This is a genomic window from Bacillus sp. FSL M7-1020, from assembly GCF_038050415.1.
GTDB classification, from domain to species: Bacteria; Bacillota; Bacilli; order Bacillales; family Bacillaceae_G; genus Bacillus_A; species Bacillus_A toyonensis.
In genome coordinates, this window is sequence record NZ_JBBOTW010000001.1 from 2,816,717 (window position 1) to 2,839,790 (window position 23,074).

Annotated in this window: 16 protein-coding genes, 3 pseudogenes and 1 riboswitch; of the genes and pseudogenes, 3 read left to right on the plus strand and 16 right to left on the minus strand. The window is 35.7% G+C overall.

The features are described from left to right. Positions 1–7: 7 nt before the first annotated feature. Positions 8–109, minus strand: a riboswitch (SAM riboswitch). A gap of 75 nt (positions 110–184) precedes the next feature. Beyond that, entirely contained in the window at positions 185–2,494 is a 2,310-nt protein-coding gene (locus MHB70_RS14345) for an AAA domain-containing protein (protein WP_002048553.1), read from the minus strand. Between the two features lie 113 nt (positions 2,495–2,607). Between MHB70_RS14345 and MHB70_RS14350 the strand changes: the two genes are divergently transcribed. Next, positions 2,608–3,000: a VOC family protein gene (locus MHB70_RS14350; RefSeq protein WP_001145292.1), complete on the plus strand. Its 393-nt coding sequence runs from the start codon at positions 2,608–2,610 to the stop codon at positions 2,998–3,000. A 127-nt stretch (positions 3,001–3,127) separates the two neighbouring features. Then, entirely contained in the window at positions 3,128–3,451 is a 324-nt protein-coding gene (locus MHB70_RS14355; RefSeq protein ID WP_000606341.1) for a hypothetical protein, read from the plus strand. Positions 3,452–3,767: 316 nt separating this feature from the next. On the opposite strand, the gene MHB70_RS14360 is transcribed toward MHB70_RS14355, so the two are convergent. From MHB70_RS14360 to cypD, 13 genes and pseudogenes are all read right to left on the minus strand, one after another. After that, positions 3,768–5,843 (minus strand): serine hydrolase domain-containing protein, encoded by a 2,076-nt coding sequence (locus MHB70_RS14360; RefSeq protein ID WP_061530655.1) that lies wholly within the window; start codon positions 5,841–5,843, stop codon positions 3,768–3,770. 90 nt (positions 5,844–5,933) lie between these two features. Continuing rightward, positions 5,934–6,510, minus strand: a pseudogene (locus tag MHB70_RS14365) (serine hydrolase). Positions 6,511–7,487: 977 nt separating this feature from the next. Further along, positions 7,488–7,793: a monooxygenase gene (locus MHB70_RS14370; RefSeq protein ID WP_000323747.1), complete on the minus strand. Its 306-nt coding sequence runs from the start codon at positions 7,791–7,793 to the stop codon at positions 7,488–7,490. Between the two features lie 217 nt (positions 7,794–8,010). Beyond that, entirely contained in the window at positions 8,011–8,361 is a 351-nt protein-coding gene (locus tag MHB70_RS14375; RefSeq protein WP_044810070.1) for a DoxX family protein, read from the minus strand. Positions 8,362–8,557: 196 nt separating this feature from the next. Then, positions 8,558–8,977, minus strand: a complete 420-nt coding sequence (locus tag MHB70_RS14380; RefSeq protein ID WP_001048562.1) for a MarR family winged helix-turn-helix transcriptional regulator — start codon at positions 8,975–8,977, stop codon at positions 8,558–8,560. A 326-nt stretch (positions 8,978–9,303) separates the two neighbouring features. Beyond that, positions 9,304–9,429 (minus strand): annotated as a pseudogene (locus MHB70_RS14385) (DUF1259 domain-containing protein); the annotation flags it as partial. 544 nt (positions 9,430–9,973) lie between these two features. Next, positions 9,974–10,135 (minus strand): hypothetical protein, encoded by a 162-nt coding sequence (locus MHB70_RS14390; RefSeq protein WP_000441014.1) that lies wholly within the window; start codon positions 10,133–10,135, stop codon positions 9,974–9,976. 486 nt (positions 10,136–10,621) lie between these two features. Next, the gene (locus tag MHB70_RS14395) at positions 10,622–11,008 is read right to left on the minus strand and encodes a DUF1259 domain-containing protein (RefSeq protein WP_000157863.1); all 387 of its coding nucleotides are present in this window, start codon (positions 11,006–11,008) and stop codon (positions 10,622–10,624) included. A 239-nt stretch (positions 11,009–11,247) separates the two neighbouring features. Continuing rightward, a complete protein-coding gene (locus MHB70_RS14400) occupies positions 11,248–11,463 on the minus strand; it encodes a hypothetical protein (RefSeq protein ID WP_001104095.1) in 216 nt (71 codons plus the stop codon). A 209-nt stretch (positions 11,464–11,672) separates the two neighbouring features. Further along, positions 11,673–11,792 (minus strand): annotated as a pseudogene (locus MHB70_RS14405) (RNA-guided endonuclease TnpB family protein); the annotation flags it as partial. A 108-nt stretch (positions 11,793–11,900) separates the two neighbouring features. Then, on the minus strand, positions 11,901–12,752 hold the full coding sequence (locus MHB70_RS14410) for a DUF2935 domain-containing protein (RefSeq protein ID WP_001078037.1): 852 nt from the start codon (positions 12,750–12,752) through the stop codon (positions 11,901–11,903). A 315-nt stretch (positions 12,753–13,067) separates the two neighbouring features. Continuing rightward, positions 13,068–14,513: a L,D-transpeptidase family protein gene (locus MHB70_RS14415; RefSeq protein WP_001064111.1), complete on the minus strand. Its 1,446-nt coding sequence runs from the start codon at positions 14,511–14,513 to the stop codon at positions 13,068–13,070. A gap of 347 nt (positions 14,514–14,860) precedes the next feature. Then, positions 14,861–18,058, minus strand: a complete 3,198-nt coding sequence (cypD, locus tag MHB70_RS14420; RefSeq protein ID WP_000359053.1) for a bifunctional P-450/NADPH--P450 reductase — start codon at positions 18,056–18,058, stop codon at positions 14,861–14,863. 705 nt (positions 18,059–18,763) lie between these two features. Between cypD and MHB70_RS14425 the strand changes: the two genes are divergently transcribed. Then, entirely contained in the window at positions 18,764–19,621 is an 858-nt protein-coding gene (locus MHB70_RS14425; protein ID WP_000704337.1) for a PhzF family phenazine biosynthesis protein, read from the plus strand. 267 nt (positions 19,622–19,888) lie between these two features. Here MHB70_RS14425 and MHB70_RS14430 read toward each other — a convergent pair whose 3' ends face one another. Together MHB70_RS14430 and MHB70_RS14435 are read right to left on the minus strand one after the other, a co-directional pair. Beyond that, positions 19,889–21,367 carry a DHA2 family efflux MFS transporter permease subunit gene (locus MHB70_RS14430; RefSeq protein ID WP_000005107.1) on the minus strand — a complete coding sequence of 493 codons (1,479 nt, stop codon included), beginning with the start codon at positions 21,365–21,367 and terminating at the stop codon, positions 19,889–19,891. Between the two features lie 638 nt (positions 21,368–22,005). Beyond that, complete coding sequence (locus MHB70_RS14435; RefSeq protein ID WP_001046631.1) at positions 22,006–23,001, minus strand: D-cysteine desulfhydrase; 996 nt, start codon at positions 22,999–23,001, stop codon at positions 22,006–22,008. Positions 23,002–23,074 lie beyond the last annotated feature (73 nt).

The following is a 23,074-nucleotide window of genomic DNA, read 5'->3' on the forward strand; positions in this document are numbered from 1 at the left end:
AGCTTCTTTCTTATCTTTCAAGTTACCTTGCTGGAATTGGCACAGTATTCGTAAAGAATCCGCTGCCGAGGTGTCATAGGGCCAGTCCCTCAACCTCTCGTGATAAGAATTTTCATAAAATTGTATTAAATTATTTTCATTCTAAGTTCATTCCAAGTAAAAGTCAAGGAATTCCTATCCGAATTTACCGAATATCTAAAAATCCTTTTAATACACCAATTGTCTCAGGTGCTTGTAGTCTTGCACATATGTACGGAAATTCCGTACTACCTTCAAACATCATTTGAGATGTGAGAGGTGCCCCTGCCCAAAAGATTTCATCATCGATTAATACAAATGGGAATGCTTTATTTTGTCTTTGTAACTTTATGTTTTTTAATGGAACTGGTCCATCACTATAAACCGTTATTTGTGCATTTGTACGCATTAACGCTTGCCATACTCGTTTATCTACTTGCTTCGTACTTGGAAGTGAAATAATGATTTTTCGTTTTGCGGCTAAAATATCTTTTAATAGCCCTTTCGTTTCCTCCAGATTCATTTCCATAAACCAGCGTAATCGTTTCGATATTTTCCGCTCCCATAATTGTCTGGATGTCGTGCGATCATACACATCCCCGTGACGTTCTATATGAGCTGTTAATTGTGATAACGCTTGTTTTCTAGAAAGATTTTTACGCATATAATGGCAATCCGATAATTGAATGAACTTCCCTCTCGCTCTCGTTACTGCTACATTGACGAGGCGATGGTTTTTATGGTCAAAGAATAACACACCAGGTCGTTCTTGTGGATAACTATCAACTGTATCAAAGATCATCATATCTCTTTCAGAACCTTGAAACTTATGAACTGTCGCCGCTAATACTGGTATGTTTTGATATTTCGTTCTCTGCAACATTTCCCTGATACATGTTGATAAAAAGCGTGACTGCGCCCTGTAAGGCGTAACCACACCGATAGATTGCACACCATCTAGCAGTCCGATTAACATCATTTGCATCGCTACTAAACCAGACATAATATTAAAACGAGAACCCGAAGCAGCATCTTTTAACGAAAATGCTCCCATTAAACTCGTATCAAATAAAACACTCGCCTCATTTGCGAACGGCTGTAACTGTGCCAGTTCTTTACGCTCTGAAACAGACGGATGATCGTATACTCTATTTTTATAAATAAATGAATTCGTAAACTTCGATATGTCCGCATGCATACGTCTTTGTTCCTGCAACATAAAAAGGTTGGGATGTGCTTCTGATTTATTTACAGAATCAACAATGCCGGCATGATAAAACATATCTTCGCCGAGCCATTTGCGAACGAGTTCATGGTTCGCCATCGCAATCGGAGGTAACTGTAAAAAGTCACCACAAACGACGATACGTTTTCCGAGTGAAGCAGCTAATGCGATTTGCGGAACGAACGCCATACTCACTTCATCTACGACAACTAAATCAAATGTACGCTCATAAATAAGTGAATCAATTGCACATTTTGATAAAGTCGCACCAATTACTTTCGCATTTTCAATATATTCTTTTTCTACTTCTTTAATTTTCGCTTTTTGCTTTCGAAGATCACTTTCAATCTCTTGTATACGCTTCTTATCAGCAGATGTTGCTTTATACGATAAAATTTTTTCACGAAGTTCTTGGCGTGTTTCTTCTAAGTAGAGTCTTTCCTCACCCCATGATCCGTTCGTCGTTTCAACTAACTTCGACGCAAGTAACGTTTCATGATTTCGTATATGTTCATGTTGACTATAACCGTAACGAACAATTTCGCCAGGCGTCCATTTCTTTTTCTTTTCAATTTGCTTCGTTACTTCACTCATTAATACGTCCACTGCCGCATTACTATGAGCTAACACAAGTACCGATTTTCCTTTTTGGTAATGAGCCGAAATAATACGTGATAAATTGTACGACTTCCCTGTTCCAGGCGGTCCCCATACGTACGTTGTCGGATTGTAAAATGAACGATACGCCAATTCATTTTTCGGATTTTTCATCTTCTCAATATGTTTCGGACTGCTCGTCCCATCAACAAGACGCTTTATACGATTACGTTTTAGCTTATCTTTATGTGCCTCTTTCAATCGCTCTTGCAGTTGCTCTAACAATTGCCACGGTTCACTATATAAAACCGCTTCTCTTATTTCACCTTGTATATAATCATTTAATTTCAGTTCTATTTCTAATCCATGTACAGATAATACTTCCCCTGTCGCTTCCTCACCATCGAACTCAATTCGAATTGGTGAACCTTCAGGTAAGCTTACTTCCGAAATAAGCTGAAATACATACACTGTATTTTCATAATCTGTATATAAAAAACGACCGTTCATAATAGAAATTTTACTACCACCTATCGTTTTCCAATGTTTAATTTCATATGCTAATGCATAATGCCACTCTTTCATCGTTTCCGATAATGAAGGAGTTTGAGTAGGTGTATTCATCGTATAATCTCCTTCCTTCTCCCCAAACATACTTTCTCACTATACCATATAACACGCTAAAATTTGTAAGGTTTTTATCTTGATTATTTTCTTAATTTTCAATATCATTTTACATATAAAATTTTCAGAAAGAAGGAATCTACATGCCAGTTAGAAGAATAGAACACGTTGGACTTATGGTTGCAAACTTAGAAACATCTATTACTTTTTATGAAAAAGTAGTCGGCTTACAGCTCATTAAACGTATGGGGCACCCGAATCCAGATTTAAAACTCGCCTTTTTAGGTGTGGAAGAATCGAAGGAAACGATACTGGAACTCATCGAAGGTTATAACTCTTCTCTTCCAGCAGAAGGAAAAGTACATCATATTTGCTTTAAAGTGGATTCATTAGAAGATGAAATTGAAAGAATTCAAAAACACAGCGTAACATTTTTACTAGGAGAAGAAATCGAAACATTACCAGATGGAACACGTTACATATTCTTCGCTGGCCCTGATGGGGAGTGGATTGAGTTTTTTGAGACGGAGAGATAGAAAAGGAAAAGGAGCCGGAATTCTGTCTCCTTTTTTCCCAAGTGCAGAAACGGTTTGAACACCATTAACTTTCACCCTGAAAATTCACCAAGATTAAGAAAAAATCGTTTTGTTAGGAGTATAGAGAATGATCAATGCTGTTTACATTCTTATTTTTTGGGTGCTTATACTATTTCCAACCCTTTATATAATAAAGATAAAGAAGTGGACTATAAAAGCAACTGCCTTATTTCTTGGAAGAATCCTATTAAGCATTGTCTATTTCATAAATGGAATGGTGTTAGGACTGCAACGAAATTGGGTAGAGCCTCCCTATGAAACAGAATGGGATTTCTTTGTAAAGTCTTTACTAAACGGAAAAACTGATGCACTTATACACTTGTTACTTCTAATTATTATCATTACTTTGGATCTATTCGTTACATTTTATTATATTAATAAAAAGAAATAGGATATTCTCTCCTATTTCTTTTTTTATGAGTAGCGCCATATCGCTATCAAACTAAGGTTTTATGCTGCCCCTAAACAATAATTTTTTACATTTTTACTCTGGGGATGTCAATTTTACTATTTTTAGGGTATTTATTTTTACTAGCTTGATGGACATGGGGTTGATTTATTTTCTTAGGTTGATAGGCATGTGGTGCTATCCCATTGCTATTAAGCTAAGAATTTAAGTGTAATATCATTTAAGGTAATACTTAAGATACAAATAAAATATCTGTTCCATGTCGCACTGTTTTATTGAAGTCTATCCCGAGTTGTAGCTAGTTCAATGCAACTGTAAATTCAGAGTTCGGTGCGCCAGCAAATACAACCGTTCCGTTCTCTGGTAGTTTCACTTTGTTATTGTCACTAACGACGGTAAAATTGACGCATACTCCATTCTCATCATACACCGCGAATGAACTTCCTGATGGCAACTCCACAGTCATCGTTTTCCCTGCTGCCGTTTGCGGAATCGTAAACCATTTGGCATGCCCATTTTCTTGCAGTGTAACTTTCGATAATTGACCTGCATCAAGGGATTTTACGTTAGATTCACTGACGTATAAAAAGCTGGCCATCTCCATATATTCATTACCATTCTCTGTATAGAAATGAGCTTCCGTCGTATCCCGCCCATTTATCACGGGAATCTGAATTTGATGCGTCGCCGAATTTGGACCTGTAATTTTTTTGCCGTCCCAATACCCATCCTTGAGCGTAATTTGTGTGTTTAGAGGCATTAGTAGTCCTAGATAGTTCATTGAATTAAATTTTTCGTTAACGAGGTAGAACTTGCTACCCTCACGCTTCACCCATGCAGCAGCTGTTTTCTTCGGTAACACATTGTTTTCTAATTTTTGGGCTAAATATTGAGTCAACACATTTTGCCCCAATCCCGGCGATAATTCATATGTGCTCTCTCTCAAATAAACTTTTCCATTCTTCTCAGTAACGAAGTTAAGCTTGGAGGTACCCTTCTCATTTATAAAGCTTCCATCCGCCGTATATACATATTTTTCTTCCGGTTTAGTTGGTAAAAACAGTTCTCCCTTCTTCGTAATTTCTATTTTGAAATGGCTGCGGCTATTTCCATAAAAACCCGCTTTTTTTACCACGTCTTGAGGTACTTTAGCCTTGACTGGCTTGCCGAAGGATTTATCTGCTTTTATATCCTTAATTGTCCCTTTCTCTTTAAGCCTAGCTAGCAGTAATTTGTTTGCCAACAGTTGATTTGTCGTGCTGCTGCCGCCGGAGGATAATACAGCTGCTGCCATCTTCTGTTCTGGAAGCACGACCAATGTAGCATGTTGCAGTACCGTATCCCCACCCTTAGTCAACGCTTTTATCCCATATTCACTGAATGGGTATAGTTTCACACTATCCCAGCCAAGACCATAGTTGAACATGTTTTCGCTATCTTCCGGCCACATGCCTCTTTTATATTCTTCTTGTTCCATCGCCTTGACTGCTCTATTAGAGAGAATTTCTTTTCCCTGTCCCATAAATATTTGTGAGAATCGCACCACATCTTCTGCAGTAGAAGAGATTCCTCCCGTACCAATCGCATTTACCATTTCACTTGGAAGCTGTCCCTGGTATTTTGGAGAATACTGTCCAGCCCGCTTTTCGTCTTCCCATTTGTCTTGCGATGTTATCGTATGATTCAGTTTTAATGGCTCTGTAAACTTTTGATGTAGAAATTCAGTAAAACTCATACCACTGACTCTCTCTACCAAGATCTCAGCTAGCGTAAAACCATCATTACAGTATACTGAGAACGCACCAGAGTCTGCCTTCAAGTTTTTGTTGGACAATTGCTGCAACAAGATATCATGGGCATAAGCATCATTATCTTTAAATAAAAATACATTATTGTACGAGGAACCTTGCAAACCCGAGGAGTGATTCAACAGCATACGCGGTGTAATGCGCTTGTATCGTTTATCTTTCATTTTGAACTCAGGAATATAGCGGGCAACAGGAGCATCCAAATCAACTTTTCCTTCGTCTACCAGTTTCATAACAGCCGCAGCTGTATATACTTTACTGGTTGAACCAATTCCGTATAGAGTATCTTTGGTTAGTGGCTCTTTCCCTTCTATGTCGTTCTTGCCTGTCTGCCCCGACAAAATAAGTTTACCATTATCAATCAGCGCATACTGCACGCTAGTAGTCTCATAGGACTTCGTGAGTAGTTCAGCGTTCTCTGCAGCAATCTTCTCCAAATCTTGGCTAGCAACTTCTTGACTAGATACAACTGGAGCCTTACTGCTAGAAGACGCTAGCGCTCCTGTTGGTAGGCTCATCGTTAGAGCCAAGGTAGCGGCTAACACCCCAGATAATTTATTTTCCATAAGAAAAATACTTCCTTAGATAAATGATCGATTTCATCTTTTATTTGTACAATTACAAACATCACATAAACTACTATTCCGCCTTTATCCCTACTGTCTAAATTCAACAAGTAAAATACTTTTAAAAAGACCAGGATTTTCGGCTCTACCCATACTGTTCAAATTGCCGTCAACATATGCCTCCCTCCATGTGTCCCTCCAGCAAAAGTATTAAATCCTGGAATAACACCTGTATGTCCCCCTATCGAGACAACGTTAGGAAGTTTTATTTCATAGATTCCTAGACCATATCCATTGATTCCTCCCTTTCCTGTAGAAACTGTAGTGAATATTTGTTTTAGTTGCTGTTCTTTCAGTAATTGCCACCAAGCAAATAAGAAAAAAATTTGTTTAAGTCGTTACACTTCCAATGCGAAAGTAAAAATCTGTTTTCATCGGTTCTTAGTTCTTATATCCTATACACCAGCTGCATACCCCTACGTTTTTCTACCCTGGGAAGTTTTAGCGAGTACCCCGGGGTATCCAAGTTGCAATGTATCTCGCATTACTTGTTCGACGGAAGTACGATCTCGTTGAGTACTTATTTGTAATGAACTAAGTATATTTTGAGTGGAGCCTGTTTTTATCATTGCGGTTGGTGTTAGGTATAATTAAGAGTTCCGGCAATGAAAAGTGCTAAATCTGCAAATGGGAGTTAATTATATATTTTCATAAGACACTCTTCCCCTCTATTCATATAGTATCGGCGGTTGTATATTATTTCTTACTAATTACACAGAAATCATCTTCATATTGTTTATTTTTACAAGCACCATACTGTCGTAACAAACGGTAAAACCTCTCTTTTTCACATATATGTTAGTACCATAAATGATTTTTTTATTTAGAATGTGCTTATTACTAGTTTGGTTTTCGTATAAATAAATCCTATTTATCCTCCCTCTTTTGTGCTTCTCTATATTTGTATCCTACATAATAAAAATTTCTTTTTTCTTATGCATTTCTTACAATTTCCTTACGTTCAAATCACTTCTATAATTAGGTAGGTTTTATTTTAAAATCTCCAGGATAATAAATGCTTATATAATCCCACGATTTCATAGAAGATGGATTAATAACCCTGCGCCAAATCATCATGCACATCTCTGATATTTCCTTGGATTCCCCCCTCAACCTTTACAACAGTTCCAAACGGCATCAACACTTCTTCACGTTCTTATAACTAGTAATAACTAATCAACTCCTTACCTGAAAATAAATTAATATAGAAAAAGAGAGATAAGGTTAAAATACCTTTATCTCTCCTTTTCTCTCACAAATTTTGCGAAGGATTTTTTTGTTTTTGGGTTCATCTGTTTTCTTAGCTTGATGGGCATGAGACGTTAAGGAAAAGCAGACTGAAAGAATTAAAGGAGAAGAAATTATTTCAATAAATTTTCTTTAAAGTACTTTTACGTCACTTTCACAAATGTAAGAACTCTCATATATTACACTTCATACATCCTTTTCCAAGGAACAATATACCGATACACAAATCCCTATTTATATAGGGATTTTTTTGTGCAAGTCCCCTCACCATCAATTCAATAATTTAAAAAAGAGGGGATTATCCCCCTCCTTTTACGCTTGCTCCGACTGTCGAAATTATTTAATATACCCACGATTCAGTTCCGTTAACTTTTCATTGATGTTAAAAATTCTTACTCTAATATCTTTAACACCAACTGCTTCAAGTCTGTTCTTGTGCATTTCAGCGTATTTTTCAGCATCTTGTTTTTCCTCAAATACATAAATGCCTCCAGCTTCTTTTGTTTCTTCATTCTCAGTCCATATTTTCCAGTGGAATCCTTCTTCTTCGTTAATACTATTTGCTAAATCCCAAAATGCTTCTTCCATTTCTTCACCAAAAGGACCTTCAAACGGAAAATCAACTTGTAATAAATACGCCATTTTCACTCACTCCTATTTTTAATATAAAATTCATCAGGAATTCCTTTGTATAAAAATCCTTCCCATTCTTTTACTGATTATGATTCGAATGATAGTAATGTCTAAATTCGTATTGCTATTATTATTCAAGCATTAATTTGAGAATCCCCCTATTTGTAAAAAAACTACAAAATGTTAGCAACTTGAACGCATACAGTTTAACGGCTTCAGGTTATGTTTAAAAAATATGATAACAACTTATTCCTATACTAAGGACAAACAAAACAAGTGCAGGTATCGCTTTCTTAAAGGAATCTCTCGCTAATACAATAAGAGTTAATGCAGCTGCAAGCATCGTACCGCCTAACAATAATCCTGCTAATAAAGCTACTATTGGAATCCAAATTCCTATCAACATTCCAATTGCTCCTACAATCTCAAAAGCTCCAGTTAAGAAATTAAAAAACGAAGGTAAACCAAATCGTTTGAACTCCTCTGCCATTTTCCCAGATATAATTTTCGTACCTGTCATTAAAAAGAACACAAACAACAAAACTTTTACAATATTGATGAAAATTAAAATAGTAATCACACCTTTCTTATTATTTGATCAAAACTCAGTATTGTTCAGGTAGTAGTCACTACCTATACCCTATTTCCTGAGATTGATCATAGGGAAATTGCTTCAATATTTAAAGGGGTAAAAATTATATGCTATAGCATATATAATACATAAAACAAAGTTTGTTCCTTATGAATAGCATAGTATTAATAAGGAACAAGTATTAATAGCGTGTATCATACAATTTGTTTAATAATGATTGTAATACTTTAATCTCTTCCTCGCTCAAATTACTCGTAACGAAATGGTGAGCGTCTGTCACTACAGGCAAGATGGTTTTCTTTAACTCGTCACCTTTTTCAGTTAAAAAAAGGTTATGTGAACGCCTATCTTGGTCATTCAAAGCCTTCTTTACAATCCCTTTTCTCTCCATTGACTGTATCATTCTTACGACAGTAGTTTGATCTTTATCAATAGCTTCTGCTAACTCTTTTTGAGTAGTGCCCCTTTGGCTACAAAGAACACTAATAATTCCCCACTGCTCTGGTGTAACTCCATAAGGCTTTAATTTCTTAGTAAAATAATTAGTCATTTTCACATCAGTACGATGAACAAGATAGCCTATTAAATCATGTAAGTTCATGGATCACCTCTATAAATTAAGATATAAAAGGATATAGCATACCAGTCAATTATTCACAGTGAATGTATTTGTTTCACTATTTATATGCTATGACATATATATTAAATTAGGTCATTTTAATTGTCAAATGAATTACCTATTGTTTTCAAAGTCAAAATCTATTCCATACATTCCTCCGGTGTGATTTCTGCTGACTATTTCTTCTCCATTCTACAGAAGTTCCGTAGATCTCCCAGCTTAATATGACCACAGTAATTTTTAGCGCTTCATCCTCTTTCTTTTTATGATGTTCTTATAACATTTTATAAAATTTGATATCTACAGGCAGCCACACATTTTCCACCGACGAATCTTTCTTGTCCGCCGATAATTCTTGCAAACTGTTGACAAATTGATTCCTCATTAATCGCCATACCTTTCATCATCACCCCTTTTACTGTTAGGTTATGAATGAATACATAGGTCTGAAATGGTAATGAATCTATGCTATTATAAAAAAGATGATGGGAATCTAACGAAATCTATTAGCTCAATTATTCTTGATCATTTGTATTGTTACCAGAGTTTAAATGGTGCAGAATTTTTATTTTATCCCGCAGTAACGGGCAGTAACGCTCCCACCTCAAAATTTAGTGAAAACAAAGAAGTTAGGTGGGGGTCGGGCTGCCCGTAACAGCCCGATTGGTGAGGGCTAATAATCAGTGAGAGATAAACACCCCACTGATTAAACTTTCACTTTATGAGGTGTTTTTCCTTTTATGCTTGCTGGGCGACTGAAGATAAAACTCGGCTATTATATGTTAAGATATTTTTAGAGGGCATAAAAAAACACCCTAAGGTGCCATCCTCTGACTTGAGAATCATATCTATGTATGGAAAAAATCAGAAAAGACAAATACAAAAGAGAAGCTTCTAACTATAATTTATAGAGTTCTTATGGCATTAATTACTTACATACATATTTCATTATTTACCGGAAGAAGAATCCCCGTTATATTACTTTCTAATCAGTCTCGTTAAAGCCATCCCAAGAAATCCAGTACCCATTCCTATTAGCCATCCAGTTTGAGTACTTCCTAACATAGATCCCACTCCTCCACCAAGAAACATGCAGCCAACGAATACTAATCCTCCAATTCCCCAATTCGGCCTTTCCATAATTCAAACACACCCTTTCAATAAAACATATGCTATTAGCTACCTAAACTTTCTTGCATAGGATATGTTAATTATTTCTCTAGAGAGGGTATAGTTATTTAGCTTAAGTTTAGCAACTTTCAGGAAATTCAAAAGACGCGGAGATTGACCGATTTGAAGGGATTACAGGAGAAGAATTTTTTGTATTATAATAACTTAATGGTTGTGGAACAAATTCTTCTTCAACTAACCAGCTAATAAAAATCTGGAGGTTTTCCACAATCGAAGCTCATCGCCATCAAGTTAACATACCTCACCCAGTTCTTATTGTTGCAAGATAAGCAGCATATAATCAATTAAAATAATGTAACAGCCGACATTAGCAGCAAAATTATTAAGAAAAGACATTCCAAATATGGAACGCCTTCTTTTTTATAAAATCATTCACTTAAATCTATTCCAAAAAATTCTAATTAATAAAGTCAAACATTTAACGAAAGAAATTTGTTACTTGCATAACGCTCTTCTAACTTTTTTTGCGAAAATTAGTGGATCATCAACGTCTTCGATATTAACGTAAATCAAATTCGGATCATCACATAACCATTCATTGTGTATAGACGAAACAATTATACCTTGTTTAATAATTGTAGCAACAAATTCAGTAACTTCCTTTTGCAAGAGTGCTACTCGGCCTAGACATAATGCCCGTCCAGTTTTATGATCTCTTGATTCAAATGAGAAGGAAGTTGTTACTCTAAAACGTTTTCCTAAGATTGTTGCTCGTATTTCCTCCCGATTTATTGTTGCTACACATTTTCCACCGGCGAATCCTTCTTGTCCACCGATAATTCTGGCAAACTGTCGACAAATTGATTCCTCATTACTCGCCATATTTTCAATCATCCCCCTTTTACTGTTAGGTTATGAATTCATACATAAGTCTGAAACGGTAATGAATCTATTCGGTTACAAAAAAGATAATGGCACTCTAATAAAATCTGTTAGCCCAAGTATTCTTGGTTATATGAATTATTACTAGATTGTAAATGATGGGAGTTTTACTACCCGCAAATAGCGGGATGAATTTCCAAAAGTAAAACCCCAGAAATCCAAAGGTCTCTGGGGCTTCATTATATATTTAGCTCTTTTTGCTTTTTATTTTGTTTATGTCTATAAAGCAATTTTCGACTTATGAGAGAAATCAGTAATAAGATCAGTACTAGTACGAAAAGTTGCATATATGATAAATTAAAATATTTAGCACCTGTAACAAGTAAAAGTGTAGAAATCGTACCTTTTACAATGAAAAAAATAATAATCCATAATCCGCCTTTTTTCCAGTTCATTTTTACTTACCCTTTCCTACGTTTAAATTCATAAAAAAATTAGTGATAGTTCTTGAAAGTGACATTTTAATTGAAATCTATTACATTAATAAAAAAGTAGACTTTTTTTCACAAAAATCATATCCAATTACATGGGACGATTCCATAATAAATGCAAATGATATTCATTGTCAATTTTATTCGACATTTTTAATTCCGATCGTCTACATTGTTCTTTCAGATAGTGACATTTCTTTTTTGTTTCTACAACCGCGACACATCTTTGCAGAAGGAAATCACTTATCTATTTTCACAAGCTGTTTGCCTTGTTCTTGTAGCTTATACGCTAATTATACTTCATTACATTGCTTGGAAATATTAAAAATCACAAGAAAAAGAAGCTAACAATAAATTGTTAACTTCTCAGCTTAAGGAAAAATAGTATCTTTCCTTATTTTTTAATATCTAGGTTGTGATTTAATATTGGTAAGATGAGCATCAAACATATCAATGATTTCAAGAAATCTATCCGCTTCACGAAATACATGATCTGCTAATAATGGATGAATGATACTCTTTACTTTACATTGCTCAATTAAATCACGTGCCGTTTTCTTAAAATCCCGAAGAGATGTGACTGACACACGATTTTGATCTAAAAATTGATCTAAAAGAGGAACTGTTTGAGATTGTGGTTTCATAGATTCTAAGTCAATTGCTTGATACATTAATTCATCAAAATCATTGCTAAAATTCCGTGCTGTATCTACAAGCTTTCTTTCCGATGGATCAAGAAGATGACCAATAAATTTAGCATGGTCTGCCATAATCCTTAAAAAGAAAACATTTTCTTTAATAATAGCATCCGGAAGGGCATCTAATTTACCTTCATTTAATTCAATTAAACGTTTTCTAAAATAATCAGCTTCCCTACTTGTATGGTCAACTAACAGTGGAAAATTATTTTGCCCTGGCAATTTACACGTGAGAATTAATCCTAAAATTTTTCTTTTAAATCCCCAAATATTAGTTGCAGCTTGTTGTACTTCTGAATTAAATCTTTTTATTTGCTCAGGATCTGTTTCATTTGTATAGGAATACGCTATTTGTTCGATATGTTCAAACAATCGATAAAATTGATTAGCTTCTTCGATTAGTTGGGTATCCTCACATCTAAACCCCAATCGAAGAAAAAAAGAATGCTCCTTCATGATTCTAGACCAAAAACGAATTTCATTTAATGATCGTTCAACAAACATGACAGACGTAACACCCGTATCAGGATGTAATGAGGTCTCATCCCTATTCATTCTTAATCCCCCCAGTAAATACTAAGCTAGTTCTATTCTTATGAGTAAAAAAATATATAAATGCCATCAATAAAAATTCATGATGATATTGAGCAAGTCCTTTTGGAAATAAAGAAAAGATACCATCAGATGCCTTTCTCTGAATTGATAACCACATGTTATGTTTAAATGTACCTAGATAACAGTTCCCCCCGCACACGAGAAGTACATAGTATACATAATAAAAAAGAAGCAGAAAATCACTCACGATTTTCTGCTTCTTTTTTTAATTTAAGTTCTTCATACATACATCGCTTCACGCAAGATTGCTATTTTCTAGTACACAATAACTGGATCATACGTGTTCAAATTATCATACACAGTTTTTGCAACATTAGGAAGAAGGTTAACACACCCACCTGATCCCCCTGTTAAATAGGCATTATTCGCCCAATTTGTTCGCCAGCCAGCATCATGGAATCCTTGACCGCTATTTGTGAATGGTACCCAGTAATCTACTTTAACTGCATAATCAGCTTTACCTACTGCGCTTCCTTTCAACGTGTATGGTGTTCGTTTATACAGAACGTACCACACACCTGGTGATGTATCTTCACTCGTGCTATGTTTACCAGTTACTACATTTGTTGTGACTGCTAATTTGCCATCTTTATAAATCCAGATTTGTTGATCTGCAATTGAAACTTCCGCATACGTGTCTCCAATACCGTTATTCGCTGTTGTTTCATAACCGATACCTTCCTTCTCCCAACCATTTCCGTGAATATTAGAAGCAGATAGCGATTTTTCACCCTTTTCAAAAGCTTGTTGAACTTGTTTTGTTTCTTTTTCAACATCTAGTGCCCAGCCGTAGCCTTGTCCTTTTACTGATATAACCGAACCGGAATGGGTTTTAAAGCTGAAATTTTTATTTAATGTTGATTTAGCATTATTAATTTCAGTAATCTTTTTCTTAATGTCACTCGCATCGATTGTCACTTTCATATCCTTTGACATAGAGGCATTTTGAATTAAATCTTTCGCTTTTAAAGGATACACTTCATTCTGTACTTTATATTCAACGGACTGCCCAAGAAGATTCTGTAGTGCTTGCTCCTCTTTTTTGATAATTGGATCGTCTTCTTTAATAGGCTGTATGTATGTAGACTTCAGATGAATTTCGCTTTTATATTTCTGCTTGTCGTAATCTTTCAATAGACTAGTAACGTCATACTGTTTTCCATCAACGCTCTTCGAAATAACAATTTTTCCTTGTTCAAGCTTCGCCATAGCATCTTGAGGTGCTTTTAATTCTTTATTCATAGAAACGAGCTTTTCTTCTACAAGTTTTTTCATCGTTTCACTACGATACTGATCCGCCTTTTTCGGTAGCACTGAATAATTTTTTTCCTTTGAGGAAGGGAAAAATGTCCACTGGCTTTTTAATAGCTTCTTAACTTGAGGCAAATCTTTTTCCGTAAGTTCTGTTTTTGTCTCTTTTTCATCTAAAATTTGTTGTTGATCGACATAAACTTTATTTGCTAGTCCAGATGTTTTTAATTTCTGTATTGCCTGATCAGCACTCATACCACCAACTTTGGTGTCATTAATCGTAACATTCGAATTGAAGTGAGTTACCTGATAATAACTCACTCCCCCAACGAGAAGCGCAATTATACCAACACCCGCTGCGATAAATTTCCAATTTGGAAAACGTTTTCTTGATCTTACTCGTTTTTTATGAACTTCTTCAACTGATTCATTTACTGTATTGTTGTTCATCAATTTTTCCCCCATAGACATTAACGTCAATCGATTTTAAACCAAAACCATTGACTAGTGTACCTTATTTTTCCTAAAATTTCATTATTTTTGACAAGATTTTATCGCATTTATTTAATCAAACTTAGTTTTTTAATAGAACGGCCCTACTCTATGTGTAACACTCTAATTTAGTTTCATATGAGATTTTTTCTTTTTCTACAATATCAGTCCAGCTTATTAAAAAATAGAAAAATCCCGTATTCCATAAAAAATACGGGATTTTTATCAATACGTTTATTTTGTAAAGTAACACTTAGTCGAAAGAAGTTCATTCGTTACATATTACTTATCTAATTAAGGATAATTTATATTCCAGTCCAAACATCTTTCCCGTATCGTCCTTCATGTTGCAAATAATCCAACCAATTCCTTGCTTCTTGTTCACTAACTTCATGAATTTCTTCATATGCTTGACAAAGGGTATCTTCTACATCCGGAGCCATTTTACTTCCATCACCACATATATAAAGATGAGCTCCATTATCTAATAACGAAATTAAATTGATTCTATCTTGTTTTATTAAATGCTGTACATATGTTTTTGGATGTCCCTCTAGACGAGAAAAAGCTGTGTGTAAAGAGATTAATCCATCTCTTTCATCATTTTCTAGTTCTGTACGATAAAGATAATCTTTTTCAGGATGACGACAACCAAAATATAGATGCGCTTGTCCTAAGTTAATACCTTTTTGCTTTTGAACACGACGCGCTTGTAAGAATCCACGGAATGGTGCAATTCCAGTACCTGGCCCCACCATGATAATTGGTGTTTCTGGATTTTCAGGCAATTGAAAGTTTGATTGTGGCGTTCGAATGAAACAGATAATTTCATCTTTATTATGACGCTGAGCTAAATAATTAGAAGCGACTCCTTCATATGTCCCTTCCCCACTCCATGCAGGTGCATTAACAACACCAACCGTAATGCTCAGACGATCCTGTGCAACGAGTGGCGAGCTTGAAATAGAATAGTAACGCGGTTTGAGTGCAGGAAGAAGTTCTAAAAATCGTTCAAATCGGATTTCACAAGCCTCATACTTTTCAAGAAGATCCAACATTGAAATACGTTTCTTTAATATTCTTTCATGATAAACTCCTTCTTCCAATAATGATTCCAATTCCTTTTTATGAGGAGGGCATGCTGTGAATGTCACCATTTCTCGTATTTGTGCTCGAGTGGCTGCTTCTTGCACTTCGACACTATAACTAATAAGGTCAAACAAACTAACAGGACTGTCTAAAGGTATGTGATTTACACTGCGCCCACTTGCGCTCAGTATGACTTGATCCTTCCCATTTAATCCAAAGCGTTTTAAAATTCGGTTAACATTTTTCTCGCTATTAATTGGCAGCACTCCAAGGTGGTCTCCTTCTTGATACGTAGCCCCTTCTGGCAAGGATACCTCGATATGCCGCGTATTCCTATCACTGCTGGATGATTGGAGTTCACGATTTTCTAGTATAGATGCATAAACTGCTTCATATGTTCGGGCAAGAGGAGATCCTCCAAGACGACTAACAAATTGCAGACTCAAAGTACTGCGCTCTTTTTCCATATTTTTGTTAAGTTCTAGTCCAAATGCCCTCATCGCATCAGACCACATGCTTTGTTTCCATTGCTCGAGTTGTTCCTCAAAATCACCACTTGCATCTGCTTCTCCGCGTGTAGAAAATCTTGTTGCTCCTTTTTGAGCCATTTGCTCATCAATGTATCTTGGAATCCGCTGATAAGTACTAGCCCAATTGTGATCTCCACAACCAAAAACTGCGTATTGAACACCTTTTAGCTCATCCGGTTTTAATTCCTCCAACCACTGCACAAACTGCCCTGCATTACTTGGCGGCTTTCCATTATAAGAAGAAGTCACAATAAGAACTGCTCCTTCTTTTGGCAGACTTCCAATTCGCTCGTTAAGAGCTACCACTTCCGTTTGAACACCTTCTAAACTAGCTGTATCTGCTAGTTCTCTTGCAATACCTTCTGCTACCCCTGTATCCGAGCCATACAGAACAAGCAGCGAAAGATTATCAGCTCCAATAATAGAAGGAGTCTTCTGAACTTGCTGCTTGATTTCATGGTCTTTCTGCTTCTCTTCTATAGGTGCAAGGACAGTAGGATGGCTGATCGTTTGATTTCGGGCAAGGATCCTAATCTTAAAATCACCGGGCTTTAGCGTTAATGTTTGTTTTACGTCCAGCTGATAGTTTTGATAATCGATTAATTCAAAATGTTGAAGAAGCATTCCCATTACGAGAGTGGCTTCATGAAGTGCAAACTGCATACCGATACATGCTCGTTGACCATTTCCAAATGGCTTATAAGCATGATGAGGAACCTTATCCGGCTCTTCAAATCGTTCAGGTTGGAATTCTTCCACATTGTCTCCCCATGCGTCTTTATCCCTATGTAGCTGTGGAATAAGAACAGAAATACGATCTTCTCCTTTCTTAATTGGATATTTCCCACCAATTACTGTATCTTCTTTTGCATAGAGACTGAATGCTGGAGCAGTAGGCCATAGACGTAGCGATTCATTTAAAATCATCCGTATGTACTTAAGTTTCATAACTTGTTGATATGTTGGAGTAGGATCTGTCAATACCCGATCTACTTCTTCATAGGCTTTTTTCAACTTATCCGGATTCTTTAATAAAAAATAGATTGCAAAAGATAACAATCCACTTGTTGTCTCATGCCCAGCTATTAAAAAAGTGATAATTTGAAAACGAATATTTTCATCATCTAATTTTTCACCAGTTTCCGGATCCTGCACATTTAACATACGGGCAAGTAAATCATTTTCTTCTTGATTTCCATTACTTTTACGTTCAGCAATAATATTATCTACTAAAGAAAACATGGATTGGATATCATGCTGAAATTGACGTTTCGTTCTCCACATGAGTTTGTCTTCTATATCCAGTCGCTGTAATTGGTGCATCGCTTCATCTAGAGCACGGCTCATGCTAGTGATAAAAGGATGAGAGGTCTCACGATAAAAGCTATTAAATCGGTAATTAAAACCACATAGACCAATTGTATCCAATGTAAGGCGGGTCATATCCTCCGGAACATCTACGTTTTCATTCGGATTCAGTCTTGCCCATTTTTGAACGAGTTGTACAGCAATATCAACCATCATGCCATGATAATCTTTCATTGCCCGTTGGCTGAATGTAGGCATCAAAATATTATGAGCTTTTTTCCAGTTAGGCTCGTCAGTCTCACTTGTAAATAACCCGTCCCCAGCAAAGGCGCGAACTTTTGCTAAAGCACCATCTATACTTTTATCGAACCGTGTTTCGTCACAGACTTCTGCTACCAGTTCATGTCCAGAAACGACAATGATGGTATCACTTAAAGTTTGAATTTGAAAAATAGGACCATACTCTTCCGCTATCTTGATAAAAGATAAGGTCGGTTTATCTTTGTCGATTAATGGGAGATTCCCCAGCGGTCCATATGTTTTCGGCTGAGGAATGGCAGATACTTTTTTATCCATTAAAAACACCCTTTCAAAAAGCATGAAATAAAGTGAAACTTTAATCAGCCCTCACCAATCGGGCTTTTACGGGCAGCCCGACCCCCACCTAACTTCTTTGCTTCCGCTGAATTTTGAGGTGGGGGTCTTACTGCCCGGCAAATAGCGGGATAAAATATCCCATTCAATAAAGAGAAGATAGCAAGTAATCGCCTGGGATAAAGATATGTAATTGATTACCTTATTTTATCTTTTCCCTAACTATTCATGATTATGATATTGCTTATAAGGTTGGTAATCTAAGTTGTTTGTTGACATTAGATTTATAACTTGCAGAAAAAAATACTAACTTACAATGAAGCGAATTATTATAATTGGAGCATTATAATGTTGGTGTTAAAAGATAATCTAAAAACTCCCCACATATTTTGATCACACTTTATTTTACAGCTACAGTTGCACTACATATCCGTCAAGCTAAGAAAAGCGAATACCCAAAACAAAGAAGTTGATGAGCTTAAGATTGTAGTATTTGGAAAGCCCATAGTTTTTAATGTCCAGTCAAACAAATACGATAAGTAATGTTTGACTAGTGAAACTATTTCCAGAGAGTTCAGATGCTAAAAAATAGTTTGTCTCTTGCTTTATAGTAAATTTATCCAACAACATTTATACGTAGTGCTTTCCATGCTACAATTTACTATAAGTGAGGAAAGAAGGTGTCTTATGAAAATATCCGTTTATGTTGCAAGTGCATTTAGCAAGGATCATAAAGGCGGAAATAAAGCAGGAGTGGTATTTATGGAGAATACATTGACCACTACTCAAAAAATGGCAATAGCCAAACAACTGGGCTATGCGGAAACCGCATTTATATCAGAATCTGAAATTGCTGATTATAAAATTGAGTATTTTACACCAAAAGAAGAAGTTGATTTATGTGGGCATGCCACAATTGGCTCTTTCACGATACTGATGCATTTAAATAAACTTTTCAAGAATCGCTATACGATTGAAACGAACAGCGGTGTTCTTACTATTACCATAAAAGAGGACATCATATTCATGGAACAAAACGAACCGATATTCTATGATGTTATATCTCCAAATGAGTTTATCGACTGCTTTGACATTAAAGATATAGACAATAAATACCCAATTCAAATTGTCTCCACGGGCTTAAAAGATATTTTAATTCCTATAAAAAGCGAAACACAATTACATACAATGCAACCTAATTTTGAAAAAATTAAAGAAATCAGCAAGTATTATAATGTTGTCGGGATGCATCTATATACTTTTAATGACAATCGAATTATATGCAGAAACTTTGCTCCACTATACGATATCAATGAAGAAGCAGCGACTGGAACTTCAAACGGTGCATTAGCTTGCTACCTTTATAAACAGCACTACTTGCAAAAAGAAGTCTATGTATTTGAACAAGGTTATTCTTTACACTCGCCTTCCGAAATATTAGTTAAATTAGCAACCAATAGCAAGAATGAAATAGAAAAAGTTTATGTTGGCGGCAAAGGATATTACTGTGAAACTAAGTGTTTACATGTAGAAAATATTGAGTGAAAATAAAAAAACACCGCATAAAAAGCTTGAGAAGGATAGAGAAATAGATAAAAAGCAAACACATTATTTAATTGAACAATGTGTTTGTCTTCAATCTGAAAGGATCTGATATGAATATCAGATCTTTTTTACTATATGTAATTATTTCACTGGTTCTTTTCCAGCTTTAAATACCGGCGCCTTAGCAGCGGAAATTTAGATTTCTTCATATTCGAACTAATAAGCAAAAAAACTTGTAGGAATCATTAGCAAGAGTTTTGTTTTGCTCTAACGATTTAACCTATCGACTGCTTCCGCACTTGTATCTACACGTTTAACGAAAAAAACTAATAGCAGTGCAACAACATTCATGCCAAGCGCTACATAGAATGAATGCTGAATTCCGGACAATAAAGCCTTCTGAGTTACTATTGCCTTCGTAGCTGCTGTGAAGGTTGTTGGATCTACATCAGACATTAGACTTTCAGCTTTTGTTGTTGTTACAGAATTCATAATCGTAACAAGAATAGCAGTACCAATCGAACCGGACACTTGTTGAGCTGTATTATTAACAGCCGTACCGTGCGGATTTAAGCGAGTCGGCAATTGATTAAGACCATTTGTCATAAGTGGCATCATCACCATTGCCATCCCAAACATCCGCAGTGTGTAAATAAGAATAATATGTGTGTGACTAGAGTCAATTTGCAGGTTTGCCAACATATAAGTTGAAACAGCTGTAATGGAAAGTCCTACTATGCCAAGAATCCGAGGGCCATATTTATCAAATAGTTTACCTGTAATTGGTGACATAACCCCCATTATTACCGCACCCGGAAGCATCATCAGCCCAGAGTTCAGCGGCGAAATACCACGGACGTTTTGTACATAAGCTGGTGTTAAAATCATACCTGAAAACATGGCCACCGCATTGACAATTGCAATTACAGATGCAAGTGCAAACATTGGGTACTTGTAAACACGTAAATCCAATAACGGTTCATTCATTTTTAATTGACGGATAATGAAAGCAATTAGGGCAATAGCGCCTATGATTAAAGTTGTTACGACAACTGTATCCATCCAACCATCGGAGCTTGCAGAACTGAATCCATATAACAAACCGCCAAAACCGACAGAAGATAATAGCAATGAGAGATAATCAAGTTTTGCATTTTTATTTTGTTTCATGACATTTTCAGATTTCCAAACCCCTAATAGTAAGCTAATGATTGCTAATGGTAAAATCATTTCAAAAAGCAAACGCCAGTCATAATACTCTACAATATAACCTGATAGTGTCGGTCCAATTGCTGGAGCTGTAATCATAACTAGTCCAAAAATCCCCATTGCTGTTCCCCTTTTTTCTCTCGGAAAGCTTACTAGCATAATATTCATTAACAAAGGTCCCATAACTGAAGAGCCTGCCGCTTGAACCATCCGACCAGTAAGTAATAAACCAAAGTTCGGTGCTACAGCCGCTAAGGTAGTCCCAAGAATAAAAATCACCATAGATGTAATAAATAAGCTCCTATTTGAGAAGCGGGTTATTAAAAATGCTGATGCCGGAATTAATATACCACTAACAAGCATATATCCTGTAGAAAGCCACTGGATCGTTGAATAATCTTGAATGTCTAAATCTTTCATTATTGATGGCAAAGCTACATTTAAAAGCGAGTTATTTAGAAATGAAACAAAGGCCCCAATAAAAAGAATTACAAGCATTAAATATGGTGGTTTTCTTTTATGTAATGTTTCACTCATATATTTGTTTGCTCCCTCATTATAAATTTCATTGATTCGTTTAAATCGTTTGCATATCTGCACAAGAATACTTTATCCTTGCAGTATTTTGCCAAACTCTTCGAATAGATATTCTCTTTTTAGCAATTCCCTTTTCTCACCATAACATTTTAAATCTTCTTTATTGACTAAATCCTTTATACACATGTGAATAAGATTTTGAAGGAATATATAAATGAACTTTTTTTGAAAATGACAAAATATTTAAGTAGACCACATAAAACGATCAATCTTTTTTATAAAAATGTAAAGAATCTAAAATTAAAACCCAAACATTTTGATTAAATTGTTTGGGTTTCTTCTATTTATAAAGTCAATATTTGTAGCAATACTTTAATCAAACTAACACCTATAACTTTTTAAAACTTATTGAATTTATCACTTGCTAATCTAGTAATAAAATACTGAACATCAAACAAAACAGTAGCAAGCAGAACGAACTTTATACATACTAGGGCCCATCTCATAATATTTTTAAACAATCGATTATAACGATATCCGAATCACTTTACATTTGAACCCATGTAATCCACTTCTCACCTTCTAACAATTCCGCTATATAACAAAAAAAAGCATTGGATACCCAATGCTTTTTACACTTACGCAAATAGAGATGTGTTCGCATATAAAGCTGGCGAGCCACCTGAATGTACGAATAAAATGTTATCTTCTTTATTAAATGTACCTTTTCTAATTAAGTCAATTAGTCCCGCTACTGCTTTACCTGTATACACTGGATCAAGTAAAATACCTTCAGTTTTCGCAAGTAACTGTACTGCTTCAACCATTTCTGGTGTTGGTAAAGCGTATCCTGGTCCTACATATTCATCAAAGCATGTAACGGCTTCGCGTGAAATAAAGTTTGGGATACCAACGTGAGCTGAAGTTTCATCTACAAGTTTTGCTACTTTCTCTTCTTGCTCAGCTTTTCCTCTACTTACGTTAATTCCGATTACAGGAATCTGGCTTTGCGTTCCAGAAAAACCAGTAATTAAACCAGCATGCATACCCGCGCTACCACTTACACAAACAACTGTACTGAAATCAATTCCTTGCTCGAATGATTGCGCCATAATTTCTTGCGCACAAGCAACGTATCCCATTGCGCCAGTAGGGTTTGATCCACCAACTGGTATTACATATGGTGTACTACCTTTTTCACTTACTTCTTTTGCTACTTTCTGCATCTCTTCCATAAGATCTGCTCCGTTTGGTACAACAATTACGTTTTCAGCACCTAATAAGTGATATAAGAAATAATTTCCGTTAAAGTCTGGCTTCTCTTCTGGCTCAAGCCCTTCCTCTAATACAAGGATACATTTCATTTTCTCTTTTACCGCAGCTGCCAGTGTCAGGCGGCAATGATTAGACTGAATACCACCTGCTGTAATTAACGTATCTGCACCCTTTTCCTGTGCATCCGCAACTAGAAATTCTAACTTTCTCGTCTTATTACCGCCAGCTGTTAAACCAAGTAAATCATCTCGTTTAAAATAAATAGTCGGCCCACCAAGTACTTCAGAAAAATTGTTTAACTTTTCAATTGGTGTATATGATTCTGTATATTTTTTTCTCGGGAATTTAGCTAAATTCATTGTAACGCTCCTTTTGTACTTCTTTCACAATATATGTAACGATACTATTATTACATGTAAAAATGATGAAGTC